This window comes from Nocardioides exalbidus, from assembly GCF_900105585.1.
Taxonomy (GTDB): Bacteria; Actinomycetota; Actinomycetes; order Propionibacteriales; family Nocardioidaceae; genus Nocardioides; species Nocardioides exalbidus.
Genome location: NZ_FNRT01000002.1, coordinates 3,055,026 through 3,078,071, shown reverse-complemented (window position 1 = coordinate 3,078,071; position 23,046 = coordinate 3,055,026). Strand labels below are relative to the sequence as shown.

At 72.9% G+C, this 23,046-nt stretch carries 22 protein-coding genes and 1 tRNA gene; 8 read left to right on the top strand and 15 right to left on the bottom strand.

Features of this window, described 5'->3' with window-relative positions; translation table 11 throughout:
* Positions 1 to 11: 11 nt before the first annotated feature.
* Positions 12 to 2,279, bottom strand: coding sequence for a ComEC/Rec2 family competence protein (locus BLV76_RS15130; RefSeq protein WP_090969881.1), 2,268 nt, complete (start codon positions 2,277 to 2,279; stop codon positions 12 to 14).
* Between the two features lie 13 nt (positions 2,280 to 2,292).
* Positions 2,293 to 3,147 (bottom strand): ComEA family DNA-binding protein, encoded by an 855-nt coding sequence (locus BLV76_RS15125; protein WP_245734695.1) that lies wholly within the window; start codon positions 3,145 to 3,147, stop codon positions 2,293 to 2,295.
* A gap of 92 nt (positions 3,148 to 3,239) precedes the next feature.
* Between BLV76_RS15125 and BLV76_RS15120 the strand changes: the two genes are divergently transcribed.
* The 3 genes from BLV76_RS15120 to BLV76_RS15110 are packed head-to-tail and all read left to right on the top strand — an operon-like array spanning position 3,240 to position 5,103.
* Complete coding sequence (locus BLV76_RS15120) at positions 3,240 to 3,875, top strand: hypothetical protein (RefSeq protein WP_090969879.1); 636 nt, start codon at positions 3,240 to 3,242, stop codon at positions 3,873 to 3,875.
* The gene (locus BLV76_RS15115; protein ID WP_090969877.1) at positions 3,872 to 4,468 is read left to right on the top strand and encodes a hypothetical protein; all 597 of its coding nucleotides are present in this window, start codon (positions 3,872 to 3,874) and stop codon (positions 4,466 to 4,468) included. The genes BLV76_RS15120 and BLV76_RS15115 overlap by 4 nt, the downstream gene beginning before the upstream one ends.
* A complete protein-coding gene (locus BLV76_RS15110) occupies positions 4,465 to 5,103 on the top strand; it encodes a hypothetical protein (protein ID WP_090969875.1) in 639 nt (212 codons plus the stop codon). Before BLV76_RS15115 ends, BLV76_RS15110 begins: the two co-directional genes overlap by 4 nt.
* On the opposite strand, the gene BLV76_RS15105 is transcribed toward BLV76_RS15110, so the two are convergent.
* The 4 genes from BLV76_RS15105 to BLV76_RS15090 form a co-directional block, all read right to left on the bottom strand.
* Entirely contained in the window at positions 5,042 to 6,358 is a 1,317-nt protein-coding gene (locus BLV76_RS15105) for a hypothetical protein (protein ID WP_090969874.1), read from the bottom strand. The genes BLV76_RS15110 and BLV76_RS15105 overlap by 62 nt on opposite strands.
* Positions 6,355 to 7,221: a DegV family protein gene (locus tag BLV76_RS15100; protein ID WP_090969872.1), complete on the bottom strand. Its 867-nt coding sequence runs from the start codon at positions 7,219 to 7,221 to the stop codon at positions 6,355 to 6,357. The genes BLV76_RS15105 and BLV76_RS15100 overlap by 4 nt, the downstream gene beginning before the upstream one ends.
* 32 nt (positions 7,222 to 7,253) lie before the next feature.
* The gene (leuS, locus tag BLV76_RS15095) at positions 7,254 to 9,776 is read right to left on the bottom strand and encodes a leucine--tRNA ligase (protein WP_090969870.1); all 2,523 of its coding nucleotides are present in this window, start codon (positions 9,774 to 9,776) and stop codon (positions 7,254 to 7,256) included.
* 183 nt (positions 9,777 to 9,959) lie between these two features.
* A complete protein-coding gene (locus BLV76_RS15090; protein ID WP_090969867.1) occupies positions 9,960 to 10,475 on the bottom strand; it encodes a DUF4870 domain-containing protein in 516 nt (171 codons plus the stop codon).
* 191 nt (positions 10,476 to 10,666) lie between these two features.
* Here BLV76_RS15090 and BLV76_RS15085 point away from each other — a divergent pair, with 191 nt between their 5' ends.
* From BLV76_RS15085 to BLV76_RS15075, 3 genes are read left to right on the top strand one after another with little or no spacing between them, the layout of a single operon-like run.
* Positions 10,667 to 11,212: an ArsR/SmtB family transcription factor gene (locus BLV76_RS15085; protein WP_090969865.1), complete on the top strand. Its 546-nt coding sequence runs from the start codon at positions 10,667 to 10,669 to the stop codon at positions 11,210 to 11,212.
* Entirely contained in the window at positions 11,209 to 12,459 is a 1,251-nt protein-coding gene (locus BLV76_RS15080) for an MFS transporter (protein ID WP_090969863.1), read from the top strand. The genes BLV76_RS15085 and BLV76_RS15080 overlap by 4 nt, the downstream gene beginning before the upstream one ends.
* A gap of 9 nt (positions 12,460 to 12,468) precedes the next feature.
* Positions 12,469 to 13,230 carry an SDR family NAD(P)-dependent oxidoreductase gene (locus BLV76_RS15075; RefSeq protein WP_090969862.1) on the top strand — a complete coding sequence of 254 codons (762 nt, stop codon included), beginning with the start codon at positions 12,469 to 12,471 and terminating at the stop codon, positions 13,228 to 13,230.
* Between the two features lie 182 nt (positions 13,231 to 13,412).
* Here BLV76_RS15075 and BLV76_RS15070 read toward each other — a convergent pair whose 3' ends face one another.
* From BLV76_RS15070 to BLV76_RS15035, 9 genes are all read right to left on the bottom strand, one after another.
* Positions 13,413 to 14,801, bottom strand: a complete 1,389-nt coding sequence (locus tag BLV76_RS15070) for a DUF6226 family protein (protein WP_090969860.1) — start codon at positions 14,799 to 14,801, stop codon at positions 13,413 to 13,415.
* Positions 14,802 to 14,814: 13 nt separating this feature from the next.
* Positions 14,815 to 16,062, bottom strand: coding sequence for an ornithine--oxo-acid transaminase (gene rocD, locus BLV76_RS15065; protein ID WP_090969858.1), 1,248 nt, complete (start codon positions 16,060 to 16,062; stop codon positions 14,815 to 14,817).
* A 144-nt stretch (positions 16,063 to 16,206) separates the two neighbouring features.
* Positions 16,207 to 16,279, bottom strand: a tRNA-Ala gene (locus tag BLV76_RS15060).
* Between the two features lie 83 nt (positions 16,280 to 16,362).
* Positions 16,363 to 16,833 carry a DUF4112 domain-containing protein gene (locus BLV76_RS15055; RefSeq protein ID WP_217630358.1) on the bottom strand — a complete coding sequence of 157 codons (471 nt, stop codon included), beginning with the start codon at positions 16,831 to 16,833 and terminating at the stop codon, positions 16,363 to 16,365.
* Entirely contained in the window at positions 16,830 to 17,459 is a 630-nt protein-coding gene (locus tag BLV76_RS15050) for a histidine phosphatase family protein (protein WP_090969856.1), read from the bottom strand. The genes BLV76_RS15055 and BLV76_RS15050 overlap by 4 nt, the downstream gene beginning before the upstream one ends.
* A gap of 7 nt (positions 17,460 to 17,466) precedes the next feature.
* Positions 17,467 to 17,826, bottom strand: coding sequence for a ribosome silencing factor (rsfS, locus tag BLV76_RS15045; RefSeq protein WP_090969854.1), 360 nt, complete (start codon positions 17,824 to 17,826; stop codon positions 17,467 to 17,469).
* Entirely contained in the window at positions 17,823 to 18,425 is a 603-nt protein-coding gene (gene nadD / locus BLV76_RS15040; protein ID WP_090972790.1) for a nicotinate-nucleotide adenylyltransferase, read from the bottom strand. Before nadD ends, rsfS begins: the two co-directional genes overlap by 4 nt.
* A gap of 16 nt (positions 18,426 to 18,441) precedes the next feature.
* Positions 18,442 to 18,588, bottom strand: a complete 147-nt coding sequence (locus BLV76_RS22615; protein WP_175539691.1) for a hypothetical protein — start codon at positions 18,586 to 18,588, stop codon at positions 18,442 to 18,444.
* A 19-nt stretch (positions 18,589 to 18,607) separates the two neighbouring features.
* On the bottom strand, positions 18,608 to 19,858 hold the full coding sequence (locus BLV76_RS15035) for a glutamate-5-semialdehyde dehydrogenase (protein ID WP_090969851.1): 1,251 nt from the start codon (positions 19,856 to 19,858) through the stop codon (positions 18,608 to 18,610).
* A 58-nt stretch (positions 19,859 to 19,916) separates the two neighbouring features.
* Between BLV76_RS15035 and BLV76_RS15030 the strand changes: the two genes are divergently transcribed.
* Positions 19,917 to 21,413 carry a lysyl oxidase family protein gene (locus BLV76_RS15030; RefSeq protein WP_090969849.1) on the top strand — a complete coding sequence of 499 codons (1,497 nt, stop codon included), beginning with the start codon at positions 19,917 to 19,919 and terminating at the stop codon, positions 21,411 to 21,413.
* A gap of 4 nt (positions 21,414 to 21,417) precedes the next feature.
* Positions 21,418 to 23,007 carry a hypothetical protein gene (locus BLV76_RS15025; RefSeq protein WP_139306589.1) on the top strand — a complete coding sequence of 530 codons (1,590 nt, stop codon included), beginning with the start codon at positions 21,418 to 21,420 and terminating at the stop codon, positions 23,005 to 23,007.
* The last annotated feature ends 39 nt before the right edge of the window (positions 23,008 to 23,046 follow it).

The window sequence follows — 23,046 nt, the reverse complement described above, 5'->3', positions numbered from 1 at the left end:
GTGCGGCCACCCTATCCGCGACCCACGACACCGACGCCGCCCTCTCGGACCACCACCCCGACGTCGCCCGAGAGGTCGGTGCGCCACACCCGGGAGCCGGCCGCGGTGAGCGCGGCGAGGAGGTCGGGGGCCGGGTGCCCGTAGTCGTTGTCCGCCCCCACCGACACGAGCGCGACCCGCGCGCCGAGCGAGGTCAGCCAGTCGAGGTCCTGGTGCCGGCTGCCGTGGTGCGGCACCTTCAGCACGTCGACGCGGAGCCCGGGCAGGTCGCGTGCCAGCGAGCGCTGCGCCGAGGGCTCGACGTCTCCCGTCAGCAGGATCCGGATGCCCTCGACCTCGGCGACGAGCACCACGCTGGCGTTGTTGGGGCCGCTCTCCCCCGCGTCGCCGGCGCCGCCGCCCGGCTCGGGCCACACGGCCTGGAGCGTGACCGCGCCGAAGCTCCGCGTCTCGCCGTACGCCGCCACGCCGGGGTCGCCGCCCGCCGCGTCCTCCACCGACCGCACGCCGTCCTCGGGCTCGAGCAGCCAGGTCGACTCGACCGCACCCACCCGACGGTCGTCGTAGACACCGGCGACGCCGTCGACGTGGTCGGCGTGGAAGTGGGTCAGCACCACGAGCGGCACGTCGGTGATCCGCAGCCGGTCGAGGCAGGCGTCCATCAGCGCGGGATCGGGCCCGGCGTCGACGACCACGCCCGACCGAGGTCCGGCCCGGAGCACGAGCCCGTCACCCTGCCCGACGTCGCACATCGCGAGGACCCAGCCGTCGGGCGGCCAGCCGGGCGACGGTGGCCGGACCAGCATCACCGCGACCAGCAGCCCGGTGCAGGCGAGGGTCGTCCCGGGCCGGCGCAGGAGCCGGGGCGCCAGCGGCACGGAGAGCACGCACAGTGCCGTCAGCACGACGAGGGCCACCGGGCTCGTGCCCCAGTCGACGGCGGCGGTCGGGACGTCCGCGCCCCAGCGCGCGACCGAGATGATCCAGCCCGCCGACCACGCGGCGGGCGCGGCGACGAGCACGCCGAGCGGCGCCCAGACCAGACCGAGGAGCCCGCCGGCCAGGCCGAGGACCGTCGCCGGAGCGACGGCCGGCGCAGCGAGCAGGTTGGCCGCCACCGCCACCAGGCTCACCTGTCCCGACAGCGCCGCGACGACCGGTGTGCACGCCACCTGCGCGGCCAGTGGCACCGAGACCGCCTCGGCCACCCAGCGAGGCGTCCACCGCACCAGCGCATCGCGCCAGACCGGCGCGAGCAGCAGGATCCCGCCGGTCGCGAGCGCCGACAGTGCGAACCCGGCCGACACCGCCAGGGACGGCGAGACCAGGAGCAGGCCGAGCACCGCCACGCCGAGGCACCGCGTGCCGCGGGAGCGGCCGTTGGCACCCATCCCGACCAGCGCGACGGTGCCCATCGCCGCAGCGCGGACGACGCTGGGCTCGGCGCGGGCGGTCAGCACGAACCCGGCGATCCCCAGTGCGGCGAGGACGTGGAGCCAGCGACCGCGCACGCCGACCCAGCGGGCGAGGATGATCACGAACCCGACGACCAGGGTGAGGTTCGTCCCGCTCACCGCGAGCAGGTGCGTGAGCCCCGTCGTCCGGAAGTCGTCGGCGAGGGCCTCGTCCAGGCCGCCGTCGTCGCCCACCACGAGCGCCGGCACGAGCTCGCGCGCGTCGGCGTCCCGCCCCGCGACCGAGGCGCGCACGGACCGTCGTACGGCAGCCGCTGCGTCCCACCAGACGTCGGGCTCCCCGACCACGCGCGGATCGCCCGTCGGCCGGACGAGTGCCGCGACGTCGTCGTCGGCGGGCACCAGCCGGGCGGTGGTCACCAGCGTCGTGCCGAGCTCCGGGCGCGGCCAGTCCTCACCGGCCATCACGACCACGGGCGCGTCGAGCTCCCACGCGCTCCCCCGGCCCTCGACGTGCGTCACGTCGGCCCGCGCGACCTGGAGGTCGCCGTACTGGCCCGCGACGACCCGGACGTCGGAGGTGATCTCCATCCGGAGCGTGACGATCGCGCCGTCCTCGGCGAGGACGGCCAGCGGCGAGGTGGCGACCAGCGTCTGCTGGAGGGCGGCGACACCGGCGACGGCGGCCAGTGCCGCGACCGGGCCGAGCCAGGCGGCTGCGAGCGTGCGGCGTACGACGAGCAGGCCGGCGCCGGCCACGACGACCAGCACCGCCACCAGCGCGACGCGTCCCGGCAGCACGAGCACCAGGAGCGCGCCGGTCCAGGCGCCCACGCCGAGGCCGACGGCGCGGAGGTCGGGCACCGGTCGACCGCGGTCAGATGGTCACGAGCGGGGCGATGTCCTCCAGCGTCGCCTCACCGATGCCGTCGACCTCGAGCAGCTCGTCGACCGAGGTGAAGCCGCCGTTCTCCTCGCGCCACGACAGGATCGCGTCGGCGGTCACCGGGCCGACGCCGGGGAGCGTGTCGAGCGCGGCCTGGTCGGCGGTGTTGAGGTTGACCAGCGAGCCCGACGGCGTCGACGACCCGGCCGAGCCCACGGTCCCCGCGACGCCGGGCGCGGGCGCGACGCCGACCAGGATCTGCTCGCCGTCGACGATCGGGCGCGCGAGGTTGAGCGCGGTCAGGTCGACCCCGCGACGAGCGCCTCCGGCCGCCTCGAGCGCATCGATCACGCGCGACCCGGCGGGCAGGACCGCGATGCCGGGTCGTCGTACCTTGCCGGCGACGTCGACCACCAGGTCGCCCGTCGCGTCTGGCGGTGCGCTGACGTCAGCCAGCGGCTCGGGCGACCCCGACGTGCCCGAAGAAGTGCTGGAGGACGAGCCGGACGCGGCGGCCGGGCCGAGCGGCACCACCTCCGCCTGGTCGCGGATCGCCCACCACGCGGCGAGCCCGACCGCCAGCGCCGCCACGACCGTGACGACGGCGAGGTGCACCGGCCCGAGCCGGAGACCGCCGACCTGCATCCGCCGCGAGGCGTGGCGACCCGGCACCGGCAACACCACGGGGACCGGCGGCTCCTCACCGGGCCGCACCCGGACCCGCGTGCGGTCGGGGTCGTCGCTGTCGACCGACCCGTCGCGCACGGCCGCGAGCTCCGCACTCAGCGTCGCCAGGCGTCGCGACACCGCCTCGGCGTGCTCGGAGGACGACTGGGATCGGCGCATCCCTCCACGCTAGGAACGCCGGACCGCCCACCGACAGTGGCGCTCGCCAATCTGTGGACAGCGCCACCCCTCGCGGGTCGTATGCTCCCGCCATGCGGATGGGGGACGTCGCGCGCTTCGCGCGGGCTCGGCCGCTCCCGCAGCAGGCCGGTGCACTCGCGGGCCTCGCCCTGCTGGCGAGCGCCCCGTTCGGCGGGCTGTCGGTGGTGCCCGAGCCCGGAGCGGGGTCGTGGACGACCGGGACGCCGTTCGAGGTCGGGCCGTTCGAGGTCACCGTCGACCGCGCGGTGTCCACCGACGACCTCGGGGCAGCGGTCCCTCCGCCGGCCGAGGGAAACCGGCTGGTGGCGGTGGTGGCCGACGTCGAGAACGTCAGCGACCGGATGGCCTACCTCTCCCTCCTGACCGACGCGGTGCGCCCGGCGGCCTCCGGAACCGTCGACGGAGGGAACGACCCGTTCGCCCGGGGTCCGGCGCCCGAGGTCTACCTCGTCAAGGACACCTCGACCCCCACGCTCCTCAACCCCGACGTCGCGCTGCGCGTGGTCCTCGTCTGGGAGCAGAACCCCGGGGCCGCCGCCGACCCGGGGACCCTGCGCCTCGACGTCGGGGGCTACGACTTCGTGGAGGAGGGCTCCCTCACCCTGGACAGCAACTTCTGGCTCCCCGACGCCGGGGTCGCGCTGTCGGGCGAGGTCGCCGTCGAGCCGGTGGAGGACGACGCATGACGCACCGTGCCGTCCGTGGCGCCGGCGTGGCCGCCGTGGTGCTGGCCGCACTGGCCCTCGGGCGGGTGATCACCGAGGCCGGGGCCGACGGGGTCGCCGAGGACCCCTTCGTGTCCCGCGCCGGCGTCGGCGAGCGGGTCGACCTCGGCTACGGGACGGTCGAGGTGACGGCCGTGCGGGGAGCCCGCGGGGTGACCACGCCGACGAGCGCCACCCAGGCGGGCGGCGAGCTGGTGCTGGTCGACGTCGAGGTGCGGACGGAGCAGGAGCTCACGACCTACGCCGGCGTCCAGCTGGTCGACCGGCTCGGCCGGGTGCTGTTCAGCGACTCCCGGCTCGGCTGCGCCGCCGACGTGCGGCCCCTGGTCGGGATCGACTGGCGAGCGACGTACTGCTTCGACGTCGACCCCGGCACGCTGGAGGGCCTGACCCTCCGCTTCGCACGGGGCGACGACGGGGTCGACGGCTCCGGCCAGCGTCGCGACGCGGTCGCGATGATCGACCTCGGCATCGGTGCCGACGTGGCCCGCGACATCGCGGACGACGACGAGGTGGTCCGGGTCGCGGCCGCCGGACCCCGAGGGGTGTCGTGACGACGCCCACCGGGCGCGGCTGGTGGCGCCGCAACCGCTGGTGGCTCCCCGTGGTCCCGCTCGCCCTCGCGGCCATGCTGGCCGCCAGCTCGATCCGGCTCGGCACCTTCTGGTGGGAGGCCGACTACCACCGGGCCACGCAGGAGGTCGCGGCCGGTGAGTGGGCCGACGTGCGCGACGGGGGCACGGATGCCCTCGGGGACTTCGAGCGGCACTTCCGCGTGCGCCTCGACGCGCTGACCGAGGTCGAGCGGTTCGCCCCGCCGGAGTCGTCCGCCGTCCAGGAGCTGCCACCGGGCACCCGCGCGGTCGCCGCGCACCTGGAGTTCGAGGCCGATCCCGAGGAGCCGCTGGCCGGGTGCACCGTCGTCCTCGTCGGGTCGGACGGCGTCCTCTACGGCGGCGACACGTCCGACGCCTACGACCAGTCGTCCCAGTGCGTGCCCGCCGATCGGCCCGGTCCCCTGCTGGCGCTGCTGGGCACCGAGACGGAGCGGACGACCGCGCCGGGCGAGGAGCGGCCGGAGCAGTGGACGACCGCACCCGTGATGGTCGTGCCCGACGACGCCCGGATCATCGCGGTGCAGATCCGCTACGAGCCTCCGGACTACCTGGTCCTCCGGGCACAGGACTGACGTCGGGGTCGACAGCTCGAGCGGTCACCACCCACTCCACCGCGGCTGCGAGGAGCGGCACCAGCACGACCAGCGACACGGCCTGGCCGAGGGCGCTCTCCCAGGGCTCGAACGCCAGCCACGTGTCGGTCTCGGTGGGACCCGCCACCTGCCGCCAGGCGTACGACACCAGCAGCGGGACCCGCAGCGCGACCAGGAAGACCAGGCCGAAGGCCAGCATCGGGGCGAGCCCCGCGCCGGCGAGCAGCTTCAGGCTGCCCCACAGCGCCGAGAAGCGCTCGGACACGTCGGCGAGCAGCGCCCGCAGCCCGCTGCCGACCACGTGGCGCGCGGTCCGGGCGGGACGCGGCCCCTCACCGTCCGCGATGGCAGGCTCCTCCGGCTCCTCGGGTCCCGAGAGCTTGTGCCCGAGGACCACGGCCGCCACGGTGAGCCAGGCGAGCGGCACGACGACGACCGCGTCGAGGGACCCGACCAGGGCGGACAGGAAGGAGACGACGCGTTCGACCGGACCGGCGAGCGGCCCGATCGCCTCCAGGACCGAGTCGTAGCGGGACTCCACGAGCGCCACCGCGCGACGCTCGGCCAGCCACCCCTGGCCCTGGTTCTCGACGGCGACGAGGTAGCGGCTCCCCTGCCCGGTGTAGAAGACCTCGACCAGGGCACCGACGAAGGCCAGTGCGACGAACTCCGTGCGACGCTCGAAGCGTCCCAGCGCCCACCTCGCCGTCCACGCGACCACGACGATCCCGAGGAACGCGGCGAACCCCCAGTCCAGCCCGAGGCGGCCGCCGAAGTCGACGGCGTCGGCCACGCCCGGGCGGACCTGGTTGAACTCGTCGAACGCGGCGGCGTTGAAGAACGCCAACCGGTCCTCCTCGAGCAGCCCGCTGCTGACGTAGACCGCGAGGAACGGCACCAGGAAGCTGACCGCCACGTCCACCAGTCGTCGCTCACGGCGCTCGGTGGTCGCCACCGGACCGCTGCGGTCCGACAGCTCGCGCAGCCCCGGCAGGTCGCGGCCCAGCAGGAGGAGCATCGAGATGACGCCGAGCAGGTAGCCGAGCGGGGCCAGCTGGAGGACGGCCTGGGCGACCAGCGCGTGCTGGTCGGAGACCTCCACCGCAGCCCACAGCGCGCCACGGCGCAGGGCCATGGCGAGGAAGGCCAGCGTCAGCAGCATCGGCCAGTGCCGGAGCCAGAGCCGTCCGGCCACGACCAGGACGGCGCCGACCTGGCGCCAGGCCGGCGTCACCGGCCTGCTGGTCGCGGCGAGACGCAGACCGCGACCATCCCCGGGCCGACGTGGGCACCGAGGACGGCGCCCAGCTCGCCGCAGAGGACCTCGCGCCCCTCCAGCCCGGCGGCCAGGCGCTCGGTGAGGGCGGCCGCCAGCTCCTCGGCGCGCTCGGCGTTGGCGAGGTGGGCGACGCTCACGTCGACGGGCACGTCGCCGGCCGCCTCGACGGCGAGCTCGGCCAACCTGGCGAGCGCACGCGATGCCGTCCGCACGCGCTCGCGCGGGACGACCCTCCCGTCGGCGATCTCGAGCAGCGGCTTGACCGACAGCGCGCTGCCGAAGATCGCGGCGGCGGCACCGATGCGGCCGCCGCGGCGGAGGTACTCGAGGGTGTCGACGTAGAACAGCGAGGAGGCGGCCTCGCCCCGGGCCAGCGCGGCGTTGGCGGCGTCCTCCCCCGACCCACCGGCCTCCAGCACGTCGACCGCGGTGAGGGCCGCGAAGCCGGTGGCGATGCCGACCTGCCCGGAGTCCACGACGTGCACGGGCAGGTCGACCTCGAGCGCGGCGAGCTGGGCGGACTCGAAGGTGCCGCTCATCTCCCCGGACAGGTGGACCGAGACGATCTCGTCGACGCCCTCGGCCTCCAGCGAGCGGTAGAGGTCGGCGAAGAGGGCCGGCGCCGGCCGCGAGGTGCTCACCGGGACGAACGCCCGCAGCGCCTCGGCGACGACCTCAGGCGTCGCACCGTCGGGGCCCTCGTCGAGCACACGCGCGCCGATGACCACCTGGAGGGGCACGACCCGGATGCCGCGAGCCTCCGCCAGCTCGGGCGGGAGGCTCGCGGTCGAGTCCGTGACGACCACCACGCGAGTCATGCGGCGACCCTACTGGGACAGGTCGGTCAAGGTCAGACGACGATGTTGACCAGCTTGGGCGCGCGCACGATCACCTTGCGCACCGTCGCTCCGTCGATCGCCCGCTGGACGCCCTCGTCGGCCATGGCCGCGGCCTCCAGGTCGGCGTCGGAGATGTCGGGCGACACCTCCAGCCGTCCCCTGACCTTGCCCTTGACCTGCACGATCGCGGTGACGGTGTCCTCGACCAGCAGCGCCTCGTCGACGACCGGCCAGCCCGCGCGGGCGACCGTGGTCTCGTGCGACGGGTTCCGGCCCAGCCGCTCCCACATCTCCTCGGCGGTGTAGGGCGCGACCAGGGACAGCAGGATCGCCACGGTCTCAGTGGCCTCACGGACGGCCGGGTCCGCCGGGCCGCAGCCGGAGTCGATGGCCTTGCGGGTCGCGTTGACCAGCTCCATCACGCGGGCGACCAAGACGTTGAAGCGGTAGGTCTCGACCAGCTCGGCCGCGTCGTGGACGGTGCGTGCCGTCGTACGCCGCAGCGCGACGTCGCCGGTCGCCACGTCCGCCTCGGGAGCCGAGGTGACGTCGCCCGACAGCCGCCAGGCCCGCTGCAGGAAGCGCAGCGACCCGTCGGGCGACATGTTGGCCCAGTCGATGTCGTCCTCCGGCGGGCCGGCGAAGACCAGCGTCAGACGCACGGCGTCCACGCCGAAGGCACCCAGCTGGTCCCCCAGGTTGACGCCGTTGCCCAGCGACTTGCTCATCTTCTTGCCCTGGTTGATCACGAAGCCCTGGTTCAGCTGGGCCGACCACGGCTCGCGGAAGCCGACCAGGCCCATGTCGTTCAGGACCTTGGTGAAGAACCGGCCGTAGAGCAGGTGCAGCACCGCGTGCTCGACGCCGCCGACGTACAGGTTGACCGGCATCCACGCGTTGACCTTGTCGGTGTCGAAGGCCTGGGTGTCGTCGTTCGGCGAGCAGTAGCGGAACATGTACCAGGACGAGTCGACGAACGTGTCCATCGTGTCCGTGTCACGCGTGGCCGGGCCGCCGCAGGTCGGGCAGGCCACGTTGACCCAGTCGGTCGCCCCGCCCAGCGGCGAGGTGCCCTTGGGCTTCAGGTCGGCGCCCTTCAGCATCGGCAGCGTGACCGGCAGCTGGTCCTCGGGCACCGGGACCTCGCCGTCCACCGGGCAGTGGATGATCGGGATCGGCGCGCCCCAGTAGCGCTGGCGGCTCAGCAGCCAGTCGCGCAGCCGGAAGTTGACCGCACCGGAGCCGCGGCCGTCGGCCTCCAGCCTCTCGATGATCGTGCGGATGCCGGACGCCTTGTCGGACAGGCCGTCCAGCTCGCCGGAGTTGACGTACGCCCCGTCGCCGGAGGTCGCGACGCCCGACTCCTCCGGGTCTTCGGCGCCCGGGACGTCGATGACCCGGCGCACCGGCAGACCCATCGCCTTCGCGAAGTCCAGGTCGCGCTGGTCGTGCGCGGGCACGGCCATGATCGCGCCGGTGCCGTAGTCGGCCAGCACGTAGTCGCTCGCCCACACCGGGACCTGCTCGCCCGAGACCGGGTTGGTCGCGGTGATGCCCAGGTCGACGCCCGTCTTGGGGCGGTCGGTGGCCAGGCGGTCGATGTCGGAGGCCTTGCGGACTTCGACCAGGTAGTCCTCCAGCGCCTGCGCACGGTCGGGGTGCACGATGTCGGCGGCCAGCGGGGCGTCGGCGGCGACCACCATGAACGTCGCGCCGTACAGGGTGTCGGGGCGGGTCGTGTAGACCTCGATCTCGCGCTCACCCGTCGCGGTGTGCAGGGCGAAGGTGACGTGCGCACCCTCGGAGCGGCCGATCCAGTTGCGCTGCGCGGTGACCACGCGGTCGGGCCAGGTCTTCTCCAGCTCGTCCAGGCCGTCCAGCAGCTCCTGGGCGTAGTCGGTGATCTTGAAGTACCACTGGGTCAGCTCCTTCTTGGTCACCTCCGCCCCGCACCGCTCGCAGAAGCCGTTGACGACCTGCTCGTTGGCCAGCACCGTCTGGTCCTGCGGGCACCAGTTGACCGGGCTGTTCTTGCGGTAGGCCAGGCCGCGCTCGTAGAACTTCAGGAACAGCCACTGCGTCCAGCGGTAGTACTCCGGGTCGCTGGTGTTGAAGGTGCGCGACCAGTCGAAGGAGGCGGCGTACTTCTGGCACGACTCGATCGAGCGCGCGATGTTGGCGCGCGTGTAGGTGTCGGGGTGCTCGTCGTTGCGGATCGCCGCGTTCTCCGCCGGCAGGCCGAAGGAGTCGAAGCCCATCGGGTTCAGCACCTCGTAGCCGCGCTGCCACCAGTAGCGCGCCACCACGTCGTGCAGCGCGAACACCTCGGCATGACCCATGTGCAGGTCGCCGCTCGGGTAGGGGAACATCGTCAGCGCGTAGCGCTTCTCGCGCGGGCTGTCGTCGTCGGCCCGGAAGGGCTGCAGGTCGTCCCAGACCTGCTGCCACTTGGTCTCGGTGGCCGCGATGTCGTAGGTCGCCGCGTCGTGGCTCGGCTCGTGACTCGGGACGGTGGTGCTCTGCTCGGGGTTCATCTCTCTCGCTCCTGGTGGGTCCGTGCTCCCGACATGAAAAAACCCCTCACACATGGAGGGGTGGCCGCGATGACTGCCTGGACGGTGAGTCAGCGCGGCTGTCGAAGGAGCAGGAACTGCGACCGCATGGAGCCATCCTACCGCCTCGTGCGGCGCGGGGTGACCCCGCGCCGCACGGCTGGCTCATTTCACGAACTGGGGCGTGAACGGCGGGTTCCACCACTCGCCGTTGTAGGCCTTGACCGCGCCGATGACGTGCATGATGCCGGCGATCACCGGCGGCACGAAGAACACCGGCAGCAGGACGAAGAAGCCGATGCCGAGCGTGACGAGGCCGAGCACCACGTAGACGATCCCGAGCACGACCCACCAGATGAACATCGAGATCTGGACGTTGATCGAGTTGGCTGCGTGGGCACGCACGAACGGCCCGCGGTCCTTGTAGAGCACGAAGACCACGATCGAGGCGACGAAGCCCAGGAAGCCGACGGAGGCGATCATCGCGACCAGGGCACCGAGGTGGCTGAGCATGCCCCAGCTGCGCTCCTCGTCGGGCCGCAGCGGCGGCTGCTGGTGGGCCGGCTGGGGCTGTCCGTAGGACTGCTGGCCCGGCTGGCCGTACGGCTGCTGGCCGTAGGCCTGCGTGGGGTCGCCCTGCTGGCCGGACGGGTACTGGCCGGACGGGTACTGGTCGGACATCTCACTCACTCCTCGTCGTTCGATGGCACCAGCCAAGCACGTCGGAGGGTCGGATTCATCTCGTTCCGGGGTCGGCTCAGGGGTGTGTCAGGGATCGTTCCGGGCTTCGTCCGAGTACTTCCCAATAAGTGTTTGACAGTCACGGCCGCCCCTCGGCACACTCACTCCCCAAGAACTCTTGGAGGGTCACCATGTCCGAGGCACTCACCGATCCGCAGGCGGTCTCCGCGCTGCGCTCGGTCGCGCACCCCGTGCGGATCCGGATCCTGTCGCTGCTGACCGCCCAGGCGATGAGCGCCGCGGAGGTCGCCCGCGAGCTCCGGCTCACGCACGCCAACGCGTCGTACCACCTCCGGGTGCTCCAGGAGGCGGGCGAGCTCGTCGTGGAGAGCGAGGAGAAGATCCGCGGCGGGGTGGCCAAGCGCTACCGGTACGTCGTCGTGGACGCCCCCGCGGTCGGCGCGCCGGCGACCAACGAGGACCGGATCGCTTACGTCCACGCCATCGCCACCGACGTCACCCGGCGCCAGTCCCGGCACCAGCGCGGCAGCGGGCAGCTCTCCGACATCGAGACCTGGGTCGAGCCCGAGGTGTGGGACGAGGCCGTCTCGCTGCTCCGGCAGGCCAGCGACCTGCTGCACAGCCGGGCAGCCGCTCCCCGCTCGGCGGGCACGAAGCACGTGAGCGCCTCGATGTTCGCCTTCGAGATGGAGGACGGGATGGAGGACGGGTCATGACCTGGGCCGACGCGATCGCGCCGCTGCGCAACCGCAACTTCGCGTGGTACTTCGCCTCCCGCTTCGTCAACACCCTCGGCAACATGATGGCGAGCATCGCGCTGGCCTTCGCGGTGCTCGACATCACCGACTCCCCCACGGCGCTGGGCCAGGTGCTGGCCGCGCACACGATCCCGATGGTCGCGCTGCTGCTCTACGGCGGCGTCATCGCCGACCGGTTCCCGCGCACGCTGGTGCTCCAGTTCTCCAACTTCGCCTCCGCGATCAGCCAGGGTGCGATCGCGCTGCTCGTGCTCGGCGGGCACGCCGAGATCTGGATGCTCGTGGTGCTGAGCGTCGTGCACGGCGCAGTCTCCGGGATCGGCTTCCCCGCCATGGCGAGCGTGCTCCCGCAGCTGGTGCCCCGCGAGCACCTCCAACCCGCCAACGCGCTGATCTCCCTGACCCGCAACGGGATGGCGGTGCTCGGCCCGACCATCGGTGCGCTCCTGGTCGTCACCGTCGGCTCCGGCTGGGCGCTCGCGGTCGACGCGGCCACGTGGCTCCTCGCGGCCCTGCTGCTCCTGCCCGTCGCCCTGCCACCGAAGGAGCCGAGCAAGGCACGCCCCGACACGGTCCGCGAGCTGCGTGAGGGCTGGACCTTCTTCTGGTCGGTGCCGTGGCTGTGGGCCGTCGTCGTCGGGTTCGGCGCCCTCAACTTCATCCATGCCGGGGCGTGGTCGACGCTCGGCCCGGCCGTCGCCGACGACACGATCGGCCGCCAGGCGTGGGGTTACGTGCTGTCCGCCGAGGCGGTCGGGCTGCTCGTCACGACGGTCGTGCTGCTGCGCGTCCGCCTCGAGCGACCACTGCTGCTCGGCATGATCGGCGTCTCGATGATGGCCCCGCCGATGCTGGTGCTCGGCGCCTCGCCGCACCTCGTCGGCCTCATCGTGGTGGCGTTCGTCTCCGGCGCCGGCACCGAGGTCTTCGGCATGGGCTGGAACCTCGCCATGCAGGAGAACATCGATGACGCGATGCTGTCGCGTGCCTACTCCTACGACGCGCTCGGCTCGTTCGTCGCGCTCCCGCTGGGCCAGCTCGTCTACGGTCCGCTCGCCCTGGCGTTCGGCTTCGAGGAGGTGCTGGTCGTGTCGGCCGTGGCCTACGTCGCCATCGTCGCGCTGGTGCTGTGCTCGAGGTCCGTCCGCACCCTGCAGAGGGCACCCGCGACCCCGACCGACGCGGTGACGAGCGCCACGGATTAGGGTCCCGGCATGGGAGTCCTGGACCAGTTCCGCCTCGACGACAGGGTCGTCATCGTCACCGGTGCGTCGAGCGGCCTGGGCGTCGCCTTCGCCCACTGCTTCGCCGAGGCCGGCGCCGACATCGTGCTCGGCGCGCGTCGTGCCGAGAAGCTCGAGCGGGTCGCGGAGTCGGTCCGCTCGACCGGTCGGCGCGTCCACACCGTCGTGACCGACGTGGCGGTCCCCGAGGACTGCCAGGCGCTCGTCGACGGGGCGATGGAGAAGTTCGGCAAGGTCGACGTGCTCATCAACAACGCCGGGGTCGGCACCGCCGTCCCGGCGACCCGCGAGACGCCGGAGGAGTTCCGCTCCGTCATCGACGTCAACCTCAACGGGTCCTACTGGATGGCGCAGGCCTGCGGCCGCGTGATGCAGCCCGGCTCGAGCATCATCAACATCTCCTCGATCCTCGGCATCACGACCGGCGGCCTCCCGCAGGCGGCCTACGCCGCGTCGAAGGCCGGCATCGGCGGGCTCACCCGCGACCTCGCCCAGCAGTGGATGGGTCGCAAGGGCATCCGCGTCAACGCGCTCGCACCGGGCTTCTTCACCTCGGAGATGACCGACACCTACCCCGACGGCTACCTCGAGGCCGCCCTCACCCGCGTGCCCGCGGGCCGCAAGGGTGACCCGCGCGAGCTCGCCGCGACCGCCGTCTGGCTGGCCTCCGACGCCGCCGGCTACGTCACCGGCCAGATGATCCCGGTCGACGGCGGACTCACCATCGCCTGAGGTCCCTGCGCCGGTGCGTCGATGACGGTGTCGCTCGCCGTGCTGATGCTCGCCCCGTGGGTGACCGTCGTCGGCCACGAGCTGCGCGGCCACCGCCACCTCAGCGAGGTCGTCGGACGCGACTGACCCTCAGTGGAGTGAGCGGCCCGACCTACCGGCCGCCGGCTCCACTGTCGGACCGGTCAGAGCCAGGGGTCGCCGCGGACGACGCCGTCCGTACGACGACCGTCGGCTGCCTCGGCCAGCCAGGACTCGCCGGCCCCCGTGCCGGTGCTGCCCCACCCGTCGAGCGACCTCCTGACGACGGTCTCGCCCTCGCGCACCACGTAGACCCCACCGGAGAGCGCCAGGACGAAGGCGTCGTCCAGAGTCTCCAGGAGGTCGGCCGACCCGGTGTCGCAGGCGTCGCAGCCGCAGTCGGGCTGGCGCTGGAGCACCTCGACCGGCTCACCGACCCCGACCTGGACGAAGGCATCCTCCGCGGACTGCGACGGCGCCACTGCGACGACGATCGGCTGGGTGCCCGGTCGGCCCGTCAGCACCGTCACCCGGGTCGGGACGAGCACGCGCTCGCCCAGCCACCGCACACTGCTCGGGTCCCGGACCTCCGCCGTTCCCAGCCCGGTCCTCGTGATCGCCTCGACCCACGCGTCGGCGCGGACGGCGAGCAGGCGGTACTTGCCCGGGTCGAGCACGCGGGAGTACTCCTCCTCGAGCGGCGACCGGCCGCCCGGGTGGGGGTTCGGCCAGTCCGCGAGGTCCCCGCGCAGGCTCGTGAAGGCTGCATCGACCGCAGGCAGGAGCGAGCTCGCCGCGAACCTCCGGCTGTCGGGTCCCGTCGAGACGGAGACGCCGTCGAGGACCGCGCTCGAGGCCTCACCGACCGGGAGCGACAGCCCGAGGGACGTGGCAGGCTCGTCGTCCGGACCGTCCCACGACATGGCCCAGCTCGACCCACCGAGGTCCAGTGGTTCGCCGAGCGGCGCCAGTGAGATCGTCACGCGCGTCGCCGCGTCGTTGAAGACCCGCCGGGGCCAGTGGTCGTTGCCGACGAAGCCGAGCGCCAGCAGGACGTCGGCGACGCGGTCGGGGTCCGGCGGCGTCAGCGCGATCGACTCCACGACGGCACCGTCGGCCGGCCCCGGCGGCATCGGGGTGGCCCACTCGATGAGGAACGGGAGGGCGTCGTCGTACGGCCCCGCGGCGAGGTCGCACACGCGCCACTCGACGAGGTCGCCCGACGGCGTACGACGTGAGCCGGGCGTGGGCGGGTCCGGCTCGAAGCCGGCAGCGACGAGCGCGGCGTGCGCGGCATCGATGTCGTCCACCGCGATCGCCCAGGAGATCGGGCCGCGGGCATCGCGGATCCGGTCGAGCCACGGGTTGGACTCCTCGGAGCCCGGCGCGATCAGCTCGACGTAGGCCGCTCCCGGGCCGCGGACGAGGACGTTCTCCGTGCCGACCGGGTGTGCTCCCCCACGCTCGGCCCGGATGCCGGCCGCGCGCCACCGGGCCGCCGCCTCGTCGAGGTCCTCGACGGCGACGACGAGGTGGTCGAAGCGGGCGGCCACCGGCGCGTCCGGGTCAGGCGCGGGGGACGTCGGTGAGGATCTCGGCGACCGCGGCGACGAGCCCGGCGATGTCCTCGTCGCTGGCGACGAGCGGCGGGGCGAACCGGACCGTGGAGCCGTGGGTGTCCTTGGCGAGGATGCCGCGCGCCATCAGCGCCTCGGACATCTGGCGCCCGGACATCAGGGTCGGGTCGATGTCGATGCCGGCCCAGGCGCCGCGGACGCGTACGTCGGAGAGGCCGCGCCCGACGAGTGGACGGAATCCCGCCTCGAGCAGGTCGCCGATCTCGGTGGAGCGGGCCTGGAAGGTGCCCTCCTCCAGCATCGCGACCACCTCGGTGCCGATGGCCGCGGCGAGCGGGTTGCCGCCGAAGGTCGAGCCGTGCGAGCCGGGCGTGATGACGTCCATGACGTCGTGGTTCGCAGCGATCGCGGAGACGGGGTAGATGCCGCCGCCGAGGGCCTTGCCCATGACGTAGATGTCGGGGACGACGTCCTCGTGGTCGCACGCGAACGTCTTGCCCGAGCGAGCCAGGCCGGACTGGATCTCGTCGGCGACCATCAGCACGTTGCGCTCGGTGCAGAGCGCACGGAGATCGGTGAGGAAGCCCTCGGGCGGCATGACCACGCCGCCCTCGCCCTGGATCGGCTCGAAGAGGACCGCGACCGTGGTGTCGTCGATGGCAGCCGCGATCGAGGCGATGTCGCCGTACTTCACGCTGCGGAAGCCGGTGGTGAACGGCGCGTAGCCCGAGGTCGCGACCTCGTCGTCGGAGAAGCTGACGATGGTGGTGGTGCGGCCGTGGAAGTTGCCCTCCATGGTGATGATCGTGGCCTGGCCGGCGGGCACGCCCTTGACCTCGTAGCCCCACTTCCGGCTGACCTTGATCGCGGTCTCGACGGCCTCGGCGCCGGAGTTCATCGGCAGGATCATGTCCTTGCCGGTGAGCCGGGTCAGCGCCCTCGCGAAGGTGCTGAGCTTGTCGTTGAAGAACGCGCGGCTGGTCAGCGTCAGGTGGCCGAGCTGCTCGCGGGCGACCGCGATGAGCCGCTCGTTGGAGTGGCCGAAGTTGAGCGCGGAGTAGCCCGCGAGGCAGTCGAGGTATCGCTTGCCGTCGACGTCGATGACCCAGGCCCCGTCGCCCTCGGCGAGCACGACCGGCAGCGGGTGGTAGTTGTGCGCGGCGTACTTCTCGGTGGCCTCGATGTGGGCCTCGGTGCCGGTGAGCTCGGCGGTGCTGGAGACGTCGTTCGCGGTCATGGCGTCATGGTGCCACTGGTCACACGAAACGCCGATTCAGCGCCTGTCGCGCGACTGGACCACCTCCCGGGCGGTCCGGCGACCGGGATCGAGTGGGCCCGGAACGCAGAGAAGTCCGGCGCTCTGCGCCGGACTTCTCGTGGGTGGAGCTGAGGGGATTCGAACCCCTGACCCTCTGCATGCCATGCAGATGCGCTACCAGCTGCGCCACAGCCCCAACATCGTCCTCCCGTGGAGCCGGGAGGACAACGACGAGAACATTAGCCGACACCGACAGCGAGGTGAAATCGGGGTCCCCCGTCAGGTGATCAGCCGCCAGACCAGCCAGATCCCGAAGACCGCGGCGGCCACCCCGGCGAGCAGCGGGACGAGCATGAGGGCGACGGCACCGGCGACGTACGCCGGGCTGGGCGGCTCGCGCAGCGGCTCGCGCTCGACCTCGCGGAGCAGGAGCAGGAGGTTCTTCCGGTTCGCGCGGTGGGCCACGTCGAGCAGGTCCCCGACCCCCGGGACGAGGCCCAGCAGGGCGTCCATGACGAGGTTGAGCCCCATCCGGGCGAGCACGGTCATCGGCACCCGTGCCCGGATCGCGTCGCGCACGATCACGCCGGACAGCGCGCTGCCGAGGGCGTCGCCGATGCCGGGGACCAGCCCGATGAGTGCGTCGAGGCCGAGACCGACGCGGGTGCCGGGGACGGTGACGGCGTCGTCCATCACCCGCGCCACCTGACGGCTGAGGCGTACGTCGACCTCGCGGGCGCGCTCGCTCACGAGGCCGTGCGGTTCCAGGCCCGCAGCCGCCACCGGGCGTCGGAGGGCGTCCACGTGCCGGCGGAGTGCTCGAGCTCGACCCAGCCGCAGTTGGCCAGCACGCCGAGGCCCTGCGCGACGTCGGCCGGCCAGCCGAGGAAGGCGGGCACCGCCACGCGGATCGCCGCCCCGTGGGAGACCACGATCCCGGTCTCGCCGTCGACCAGCGTCCCGGCGCAGTGGGTCAGCGCGGGCAGGAAGCGTGCCAGCACCTGGTCGTCGGTCTCGCGGCCGGGGATCGCGGCGATGTCGCCGGCGACGAGGGCGGCGTGCTCCACCGGGTGCTGCTCGGCGTACTGCTGCAGCGTCAGGCCGACCCGGTTGGTGCCCATCGAGAACTCGCGGAGCCGCTCGTCGAGCACCGGGTCGAGGCCGGCCTGGTCGGCGACCGCGCGGGCGGTGCCGGCGGCGCGGGCCAGGTCGGAGGACCAGATCGCCACCGGGTCCATCGCGGCGAGGACGGGCGCGACGGCCTTGGCCTGCGACTCGCCCTCGGCGTCGAGGGGCACATCGGCGTGGCCCTGCGCGCGGAGCGAGTGGTTCCACTCGGTCCGGCCGTGGCGCAGGAGCACGAGCCGGCGGCTCACGACGGACTCACGTGAGCGTCAGCGGGATGAGCGGGCAGTCGCTCCAGAGCCGCTCGAGCGCGTAGAACGAGCGCTCCTCCTCGTGCTGGACGTGGACGACGATCTCGCCGTAGTCGAGCAGCACCCAGCGGCCCTCCTTGTGGCCCTCGCGGCGGATCGGCTTGGCGCCGCTCTCGCGGAGCTTGTCCTCGACCTCGTCGACGATGGCGCCGACCGCGCGCTCGTTGTTGGCGCTGGCCAGCACGAAGGCGTCGGTGATCGCGAGCTGGTCGCTCACGTCGAACGCCAGCACCTGCTCGGCCTTCTTGTCGTGGGCGGCCTGGGCCGCGACGGCGACGAGGTCGAGAGCGTGGTCGGTGGCAGTCATGCAGTTGCTTCCTTGCTGTAGAGGTCGTGCTTGGCGATGTACTGCACGACGCCGTCGGGCACGAGGTACCAGACGGGTTCGCCGCGCCGCTTGCGGTCGCGGCAGTCGGTGGAGGAGATCGCCAGGGCCGGGATCTCCACCATGGTCACCTTCTCCGACGGGATCTTGGCCAGTGCCTCGGGGTCCATCGCGTAGCCCGGGCGGGTGACGCCCACGAAGTTCGCGAGCTCGAAGAGCTCGTCGGCGTCGCGCCAGGTGAAGATGTCGGCGAGTGCGTCGGCGCCGGTGATGAAGAACAGCTCCGCGTCGGGCAGCTCGGCCCGCAGGTCGCGCAGGGTGTCGATCGTGTAGGTCTTGCCCTCGCGGTCGATGTCGACGCGCGAGACGTTGAAGCGCGGGTTGGCCGCCGTGGCCACGACCGTCATCAGGTAGCGGTGCTCGGCCCCCGTGACCTCGCGGTCGCTCTTCTGCCACGGGTCACCGGTCGGCACGAACAGGACCTCGTCGAGGTCGAACCACGCCTGCACCTCGGAAGCGGCCACGAGGTGCCCGTGGTGGATGGGGTCGAAGGTGCCACCCATCACGCCGACGCGACGCATCGTCACCACCGCGCAGTCAGCTGTGCTCGCGCCCGCCGCCGAACGAGACCACGGCCAGCAGCAGCACGATGAGGAGCCCCAGGGCGACGGCACCCACGACGTAGGGGGAGATGGCGGGCTCGGACTCCGCCTCGGCGGCAAGCGTGATGACGGTGCTCAGCATGGGAGCCAGCCTACCGGCATCATCGGACGTGGCCCGCGCCGACCACGACGTACTTGCTCGAGGTCATCTCGGGCAGTCCCATCGGGCCCCGCGCGTGCAGCTTCTGCGTCGAGATGCCGATCTCGGCACCGAAGCCGAACTCGCCGCCGTCGGTGAAGCGGGTGGAGGCGTTGACCATCACCGCGGCGGAGTCGACGGCCGCCACGAAGCGGCGGATCGTGGCCTGGTCGCGGGCGAGGATCGCCTCGGTGTGGCCGGAGGAGAACCGCCGGATGTGGTCGATCGCGCCCTCGACGTCGGCGACGACGGCGGCCGAGATCTCCAGGCCCAGGAACTCCGCGGCGTGGTCCTCGTCGGTCGCGGGCACCACGTCGTCGTACTCTGCGAACGTGGCGTCCCCGTGGACGAGCACCCCGGCGGCCTGCAGCGCCTCGACGGCCATCGGCACGAACTCGTCGGCGACGTCCTCGTGCACGAGCAGGGACTCGGCGGCGTTGCAGACGCTCGTGCGGTGGGTCTTGGAGTTCATCACGATCGCCAGCGCCTCCTGGAGGTCGGCGGACGCGTCGACGTAGACGTGGCAGTTGCCCACGCCGGTCTCGATGACCGGCACCGTCGACTCCTCCACCACGCTGCGGATCAGCCCGGCGCCGCCCCGCGGGATCAGCACGTCGACGAGGCCGCGGGCGCGCATCAGCGCCTTGACGCTGTCGTGGGTGTCCCCCGGCACGAGCTGGACGGCGTCGGCGTGCAGGCCGCTCCCGACGAGCGCCTCGCGCATGGCCGCGACGATCGCCGCGTTGCTCGAGCGCGCGCTCGACGACCCGCGCAGCAGGACGGCGTTGCCGGCCTTCAGGCAGATCCCGGCGGCGTCGGCGGTGACGTTGGGGCGCGCCTCGTAGATCATCCCGACCACGCCGAACGGCACCCGCACCTGCCGCAGCTCGAGCCCGTTGGCCAGCGTGCTGCCGCGCAGCACCTCCCCGACGGGGTCGGGCAGCCCGGCGACGTCGCGCAGCCCCTGCGCCATCCCGGCGAGCCGGTCGTCGTCGAGGCGCAGCCGGTCGACGATGTTGGCGGGCGTGCCGGCGGCCTCGGCGCGCGCGACGTCCTCAGCGTTTGCGGCCAGGATCACCGGGGCCCCGGACAGGAGCGCCTCGGCCATCGCCTGCAGGGCCGCGTCCTTGGTGGCGCGGGTCGCGGTGGCGAGCTCGTGGCTCGCGATCCGGGCGCGGGTTGCGGCCTCGCGGACGGATTCCTCGCTGCTCATGCGGATGAGCGTAGGGCGAGACGCAACCAAACCACCCCGGGTGAACGTCTAGAGAGACATGACACCCCGTGCACTCCTCTCGACCCTCGGGTCCGGCCTGCTCGTCCTCGGGCTCGCCGCCACCGGCGTCGCGGCCGCGACCACCGCCACGGCCACCACTCCGTCCGCCGCGCGCGCCGACGCCCAGGCGACGATCGAGCTCTGGGCTCCCGATCGCATCGAGGCCTTCAGCGAGGGCGGTCGGACCTTCCCGCCGCTCGGCCTCCGCGTCATCGCGCCCACCACCAACGTCGAGGTCTGGTCGCACCGGGCGTCGTTCGAGGACCCGATCGTCTCCGAGATCCGCACCACCGCCGGCACGACCCGCCTCCCGGCGGGCTCCCTGAAGGACTTCAGCGGCATCGACGGCTTCATCGTCATGAGCGTGCGCAGGGAGGGTTCCGGCAAGAACGTCGTCCACCGCAAGCTGGACGCCTGCCTCGCCGCCACCGGCGAGCGGGCGCGACCCGACGCGCCGGCCACGTCGCCGTACCCGCGCTACTGCCCCTACAGCCCCTACACGCTCGGCTCCGTCATGGGCGTCCAGCAGGGCTGGGCGGCCAATGTCTTCGAGTACTCCGGCCTCCGACCGCTCCCCCTCGGACCCGGGAAGTACGTCGTCGAGACGCACGTCGCGAAGAAGTACTGGCCGGCCTTCGGCCTGACGGCGGCGACGGCGTCGACCACCACGAAGATGAAGGTCGTCGAGGGCTGCCCGGACTGCGGCGTCGGTCGCAGCGAGGAGCCCGCTCCCGCCGGCCACCACGGCCGCACAGCACCCGGCGCCCGGCCCACCGAGCGCGCGAGCGGCAGCGCCGGCGGCGCCGTCCCGGACCTGCGCTCGCTCCCGGCCTTCGGCATCGAGCTCAACCGCAAGGGCACGACCCTGCGCTTCTCGGCGACGGTCTGGAACGGGGGCAGCAGCCCGCTCGTGATCGACGGGTTCCGTCGTCGCGGCGCCGAGATCATGGACGCCTACCAGTACTTCTTCGACACCGACGGCAACCAGACCGGTTACCAGCAGGTCGGGACCATGGAGTTCCACCACGCCAACCACAACCACTGGCACTTCGAGGACTTCGCCCGCTACGACCTGCTCGACGCGAACAAGAAGTACGTCGCCAAGTCCCGCAAGCAGTCGTTCTGCCTGGCCAACACCGACGCCGTCGACTACACCGTGCCGGGCGCCGACTGGCAGCCGGAGAACACCGACCTCGCCACCGCGTGCGGCGACGAGGGCGCCCTGTCGATCCGCGAGGTGCTCGCCTCCGGCTCGGGCGACACCTACGCCCAGTACCGCGCCGGGCAGGCCTTCCGGATCGGCGACCTGCCCAACGGGGTCTACTACATCCGCGTCGAGGGCAACCCCGAGCGCAACCTCACCGAGTCCGACACCGCCAACAACGTGGCCGACCGCCGGATCCGGATCGGCGGCGAGGGAGCGAACCGCTGGGTCAAGGCCGAGCCGATCGGTGACATCGTCGAGCCGCCGACCTTCTTCCGCGCCGTGTCGTGACGGCATGGCTCGGACATCGGGATCCCTCGCAGCGCTGCTCTCGGCGGTCATCACAGCAGCACTGACAGCAGCACTGGCGGCAGCGGTCCTGACCACGCCACCGACGGCCTCGGCCAGCGGGTCGTCGGTGGCGGCGTCCGCGCCGGGAGCGGCCGCCCAGCTCCCCCGGGAGATCCGCGGGGGCGTCGAGCTGACGCTGGTCGACGGCGACCTGCTGCGCGTGTGGGCCGCGAAGCGCTACCGCACCGTCTGGGCCCAGCGCCGCGACGCGGCCACCGGGACCTGGGGCGAGCGCACCGTGGTCCTCGAGCGCCGCAACCTCTACTGCGGCGACGTCGACGCCCGTACGGCGAACGGTGCCGTCGCGGTCATCGCGAAGTGCGACCGGTCCGGGTACTACGAGGACCAGGCGCCGACCGCGTCCCGCGCGATCTGGTCCGCCGACGCCGTCACGTGGTCGTCCCGGGAGCTGGAGGGCGAGGCCTACGAGGAGCCCGGCATCTCCCCCGACGGCCTCAACGCGGTGTGGCCACAGTACGGCGGCTACCTCACGCGCACCCCCGCCGGCTTCGCCGCCCACAGGCTCGACGCCACGGGTCAGGAGTACACGGTCACGGCGACGATCAGCGACGCGGAGCAGGTGTCGTTCATGTACGGCGCCGCGGCCTCGCGCGGGCGGCGGTGCGGTCTGGTCGTGCTGACGCGGACCGGCGACGCGGCGCCGGTGCGCCGGGACGTACCCCTCGCCGATGCCTGCACGGACAGCAGCCTGGCGAACCTCGACTCGACCACGGTCTGGTTCGGCGACCTCTCCGGTCCGGCCGGTCGTGCCGTCATCTCCCGACCGGACGACACGGCACCGTGGGCCGTCACCGCGGTCGCACCGAGCTCCGCTCCGGGCCTCGTCGACCGGGAGCACGGCCTCTACCGCGACTTCTTCACGGCACCCGGGTTCCCCCTGATCGCGGTCGGCGGCGGCCCGGGCGGCGTCGTCCAGGCGCAGCTGTACGACGCCGCCGCGCAGGCCTGGGGCGCGCCCGCCGTCGTGCTGGACCCGCCCGGGCGGTGCAGCTGGGGTGACAACTGGACGGCCGACCCGATGGCCGTGGTGGCGGTCCGGCTGCGGTGCAGCGGGCGCGGCCTGGTGCTCACCACCCGCGACGGCGTCGCCTGGCAGGTGCTGAGGTCCGGGAGGCACCCGGTCGGCCTGTCGCCGGACGCCCGCTACGTCGCCGTCCCCGGCCGCACCCGGACCCACGTCATCTCCCCCGAGCGCGGGGTGGTGACCCTGCCCGGCGGCGTGACCGGCCGGTGCGACGTGGTCGTGCCCGACGGACCCGACGGCGCCGTGCTGCTCACGGCCGCGAGCCGTCATCGGGGTTGGCCGACCGTCCTGCAGCACTCGACGGCCACCGGCTGGACGCGGCTGTCGCGCGTCCGACTGCCGACACCGGACGTCGCGTGCCGAAAGGCGACCGCCTCGACGTTCGACGTGCCCTACCGGTTCGCACTGCTGGGCCGCCACGACCGGGGCTACGCCGTGCGGATCGTCCGGGTCGGCGACACCTGGACCGTGCGGCGCAGCCGCTGGTGACACGACGACGGCCCGGCAGCGTGGCTGCCGGGCCGTCGT

Coding starts and splice junctions, on each gene's coding strand:
- leuS (WP_090969870.1), bottom strand. CDS start 9,776: ATGAACCCCGAGCAGAGCACCACCGTCCCGAGTCACGAGCCGAGCCAC.
- BLV76_RS22615 (WP_175539691.1), bottom strand. CDS start 18,588: ATGCTGAGCACCGTCATCACGCTTGCCGCCGAGGCGGAGTCCGAGCCC.
- nadD (WP_090972790.1), bottom strand. CDS start 18,425: ATGCGTCGCGTCGGCGTGATGGGTGGCACCTTCGACCCCATCCACCAC.
- BLV76_RS15025 (WP_139306589.1), top strand. CDS start 21,418: ATGGCTCGGACATCGGGATCCCTCGCAGCGCTGCTCTCGGCGGTCATC.
- BLV76_RS15090 (WP_090969867.1), bottom strand. CDS start 10,475: ATGTCCGACCAGTACCCGTCCGGCCAGTACCCGTCCGGCCAGCAGGGC.
- rsfS (WP_090969854.1), bottom strand. CDS start 17,826: ATGACTGCCACCGACCACGCTCTCGACCTCGTCGCCGTCGCGGCCCAG.
- BLV76_RS15120 (WP_090969879.1), top strand. CDS start 3,240: ATGCGGATGGGGGACGTCGCGCGCTTCGCGCGGGCTCGGCCGCTCCCG.
- BLV76_RS15075 (WP_090969862.1), top strand. CDS start 12,469: ATGGGAGTCCTGGACCAGTTCCGCCTCGACGACAGGGTCGTCATCGTC.
- BLV76_RS15125 (WP_245734695.1), bottom strand. CDS start 3,147: ATGCGCCGATCCCAGTCGTCCTCCGAGCACGCCGAGGCGGTGTCGCGA.
- rocD (WP_090969858.1), bottom strand. CDS start 16,062: ATGACCGCGAACGACGTCTCCAGCACCGCCGAGCTCACCGGCACCGAG.
- BLV76_RS15115 (WP_090969877.1), top strand. CDS start 3,872: ATGACGCACCGTGCCGTCCGTGGCGCCGGCGTGGCCGCCGTGGTGCTG.
- BLV76_RS15030 (WP_090969849.1), top strand. CDS start 19,917: ATGACACCCCGTGCACTCCTCTCGACCCTCGGGTCCGGCCTGCTCGTC.
- BLV76_RS15035 (WP_090969851.1), bottom strand. CDS start 19,858: ATGAGCAGCGAGGAATCCGTCCGCGAGGCCGCAACCCGCGCCCGGATC.
- BLV76_RS15100 (WP_090969872.1), bottom strand. CDS start 7,221: ATGACTCGCGTGGTGGTCGTCACGGACTCGACCGCGAGCCTCCCGCCC.
- BLV76_RS15085 (WP_090969865.1), top strand. CDS start 10,667: ATGTCCGAGGCACTCACCGATCCGCAGGCGGTCTCCGCGCTGCGCTCG.
- BLV76_RS15080 (WP_090969863.1), top strand. CDS start 11,209: ATGACCTGGGCCGACGCGATCGCGCCGCTGCGCAACCGCAACTTCGCG.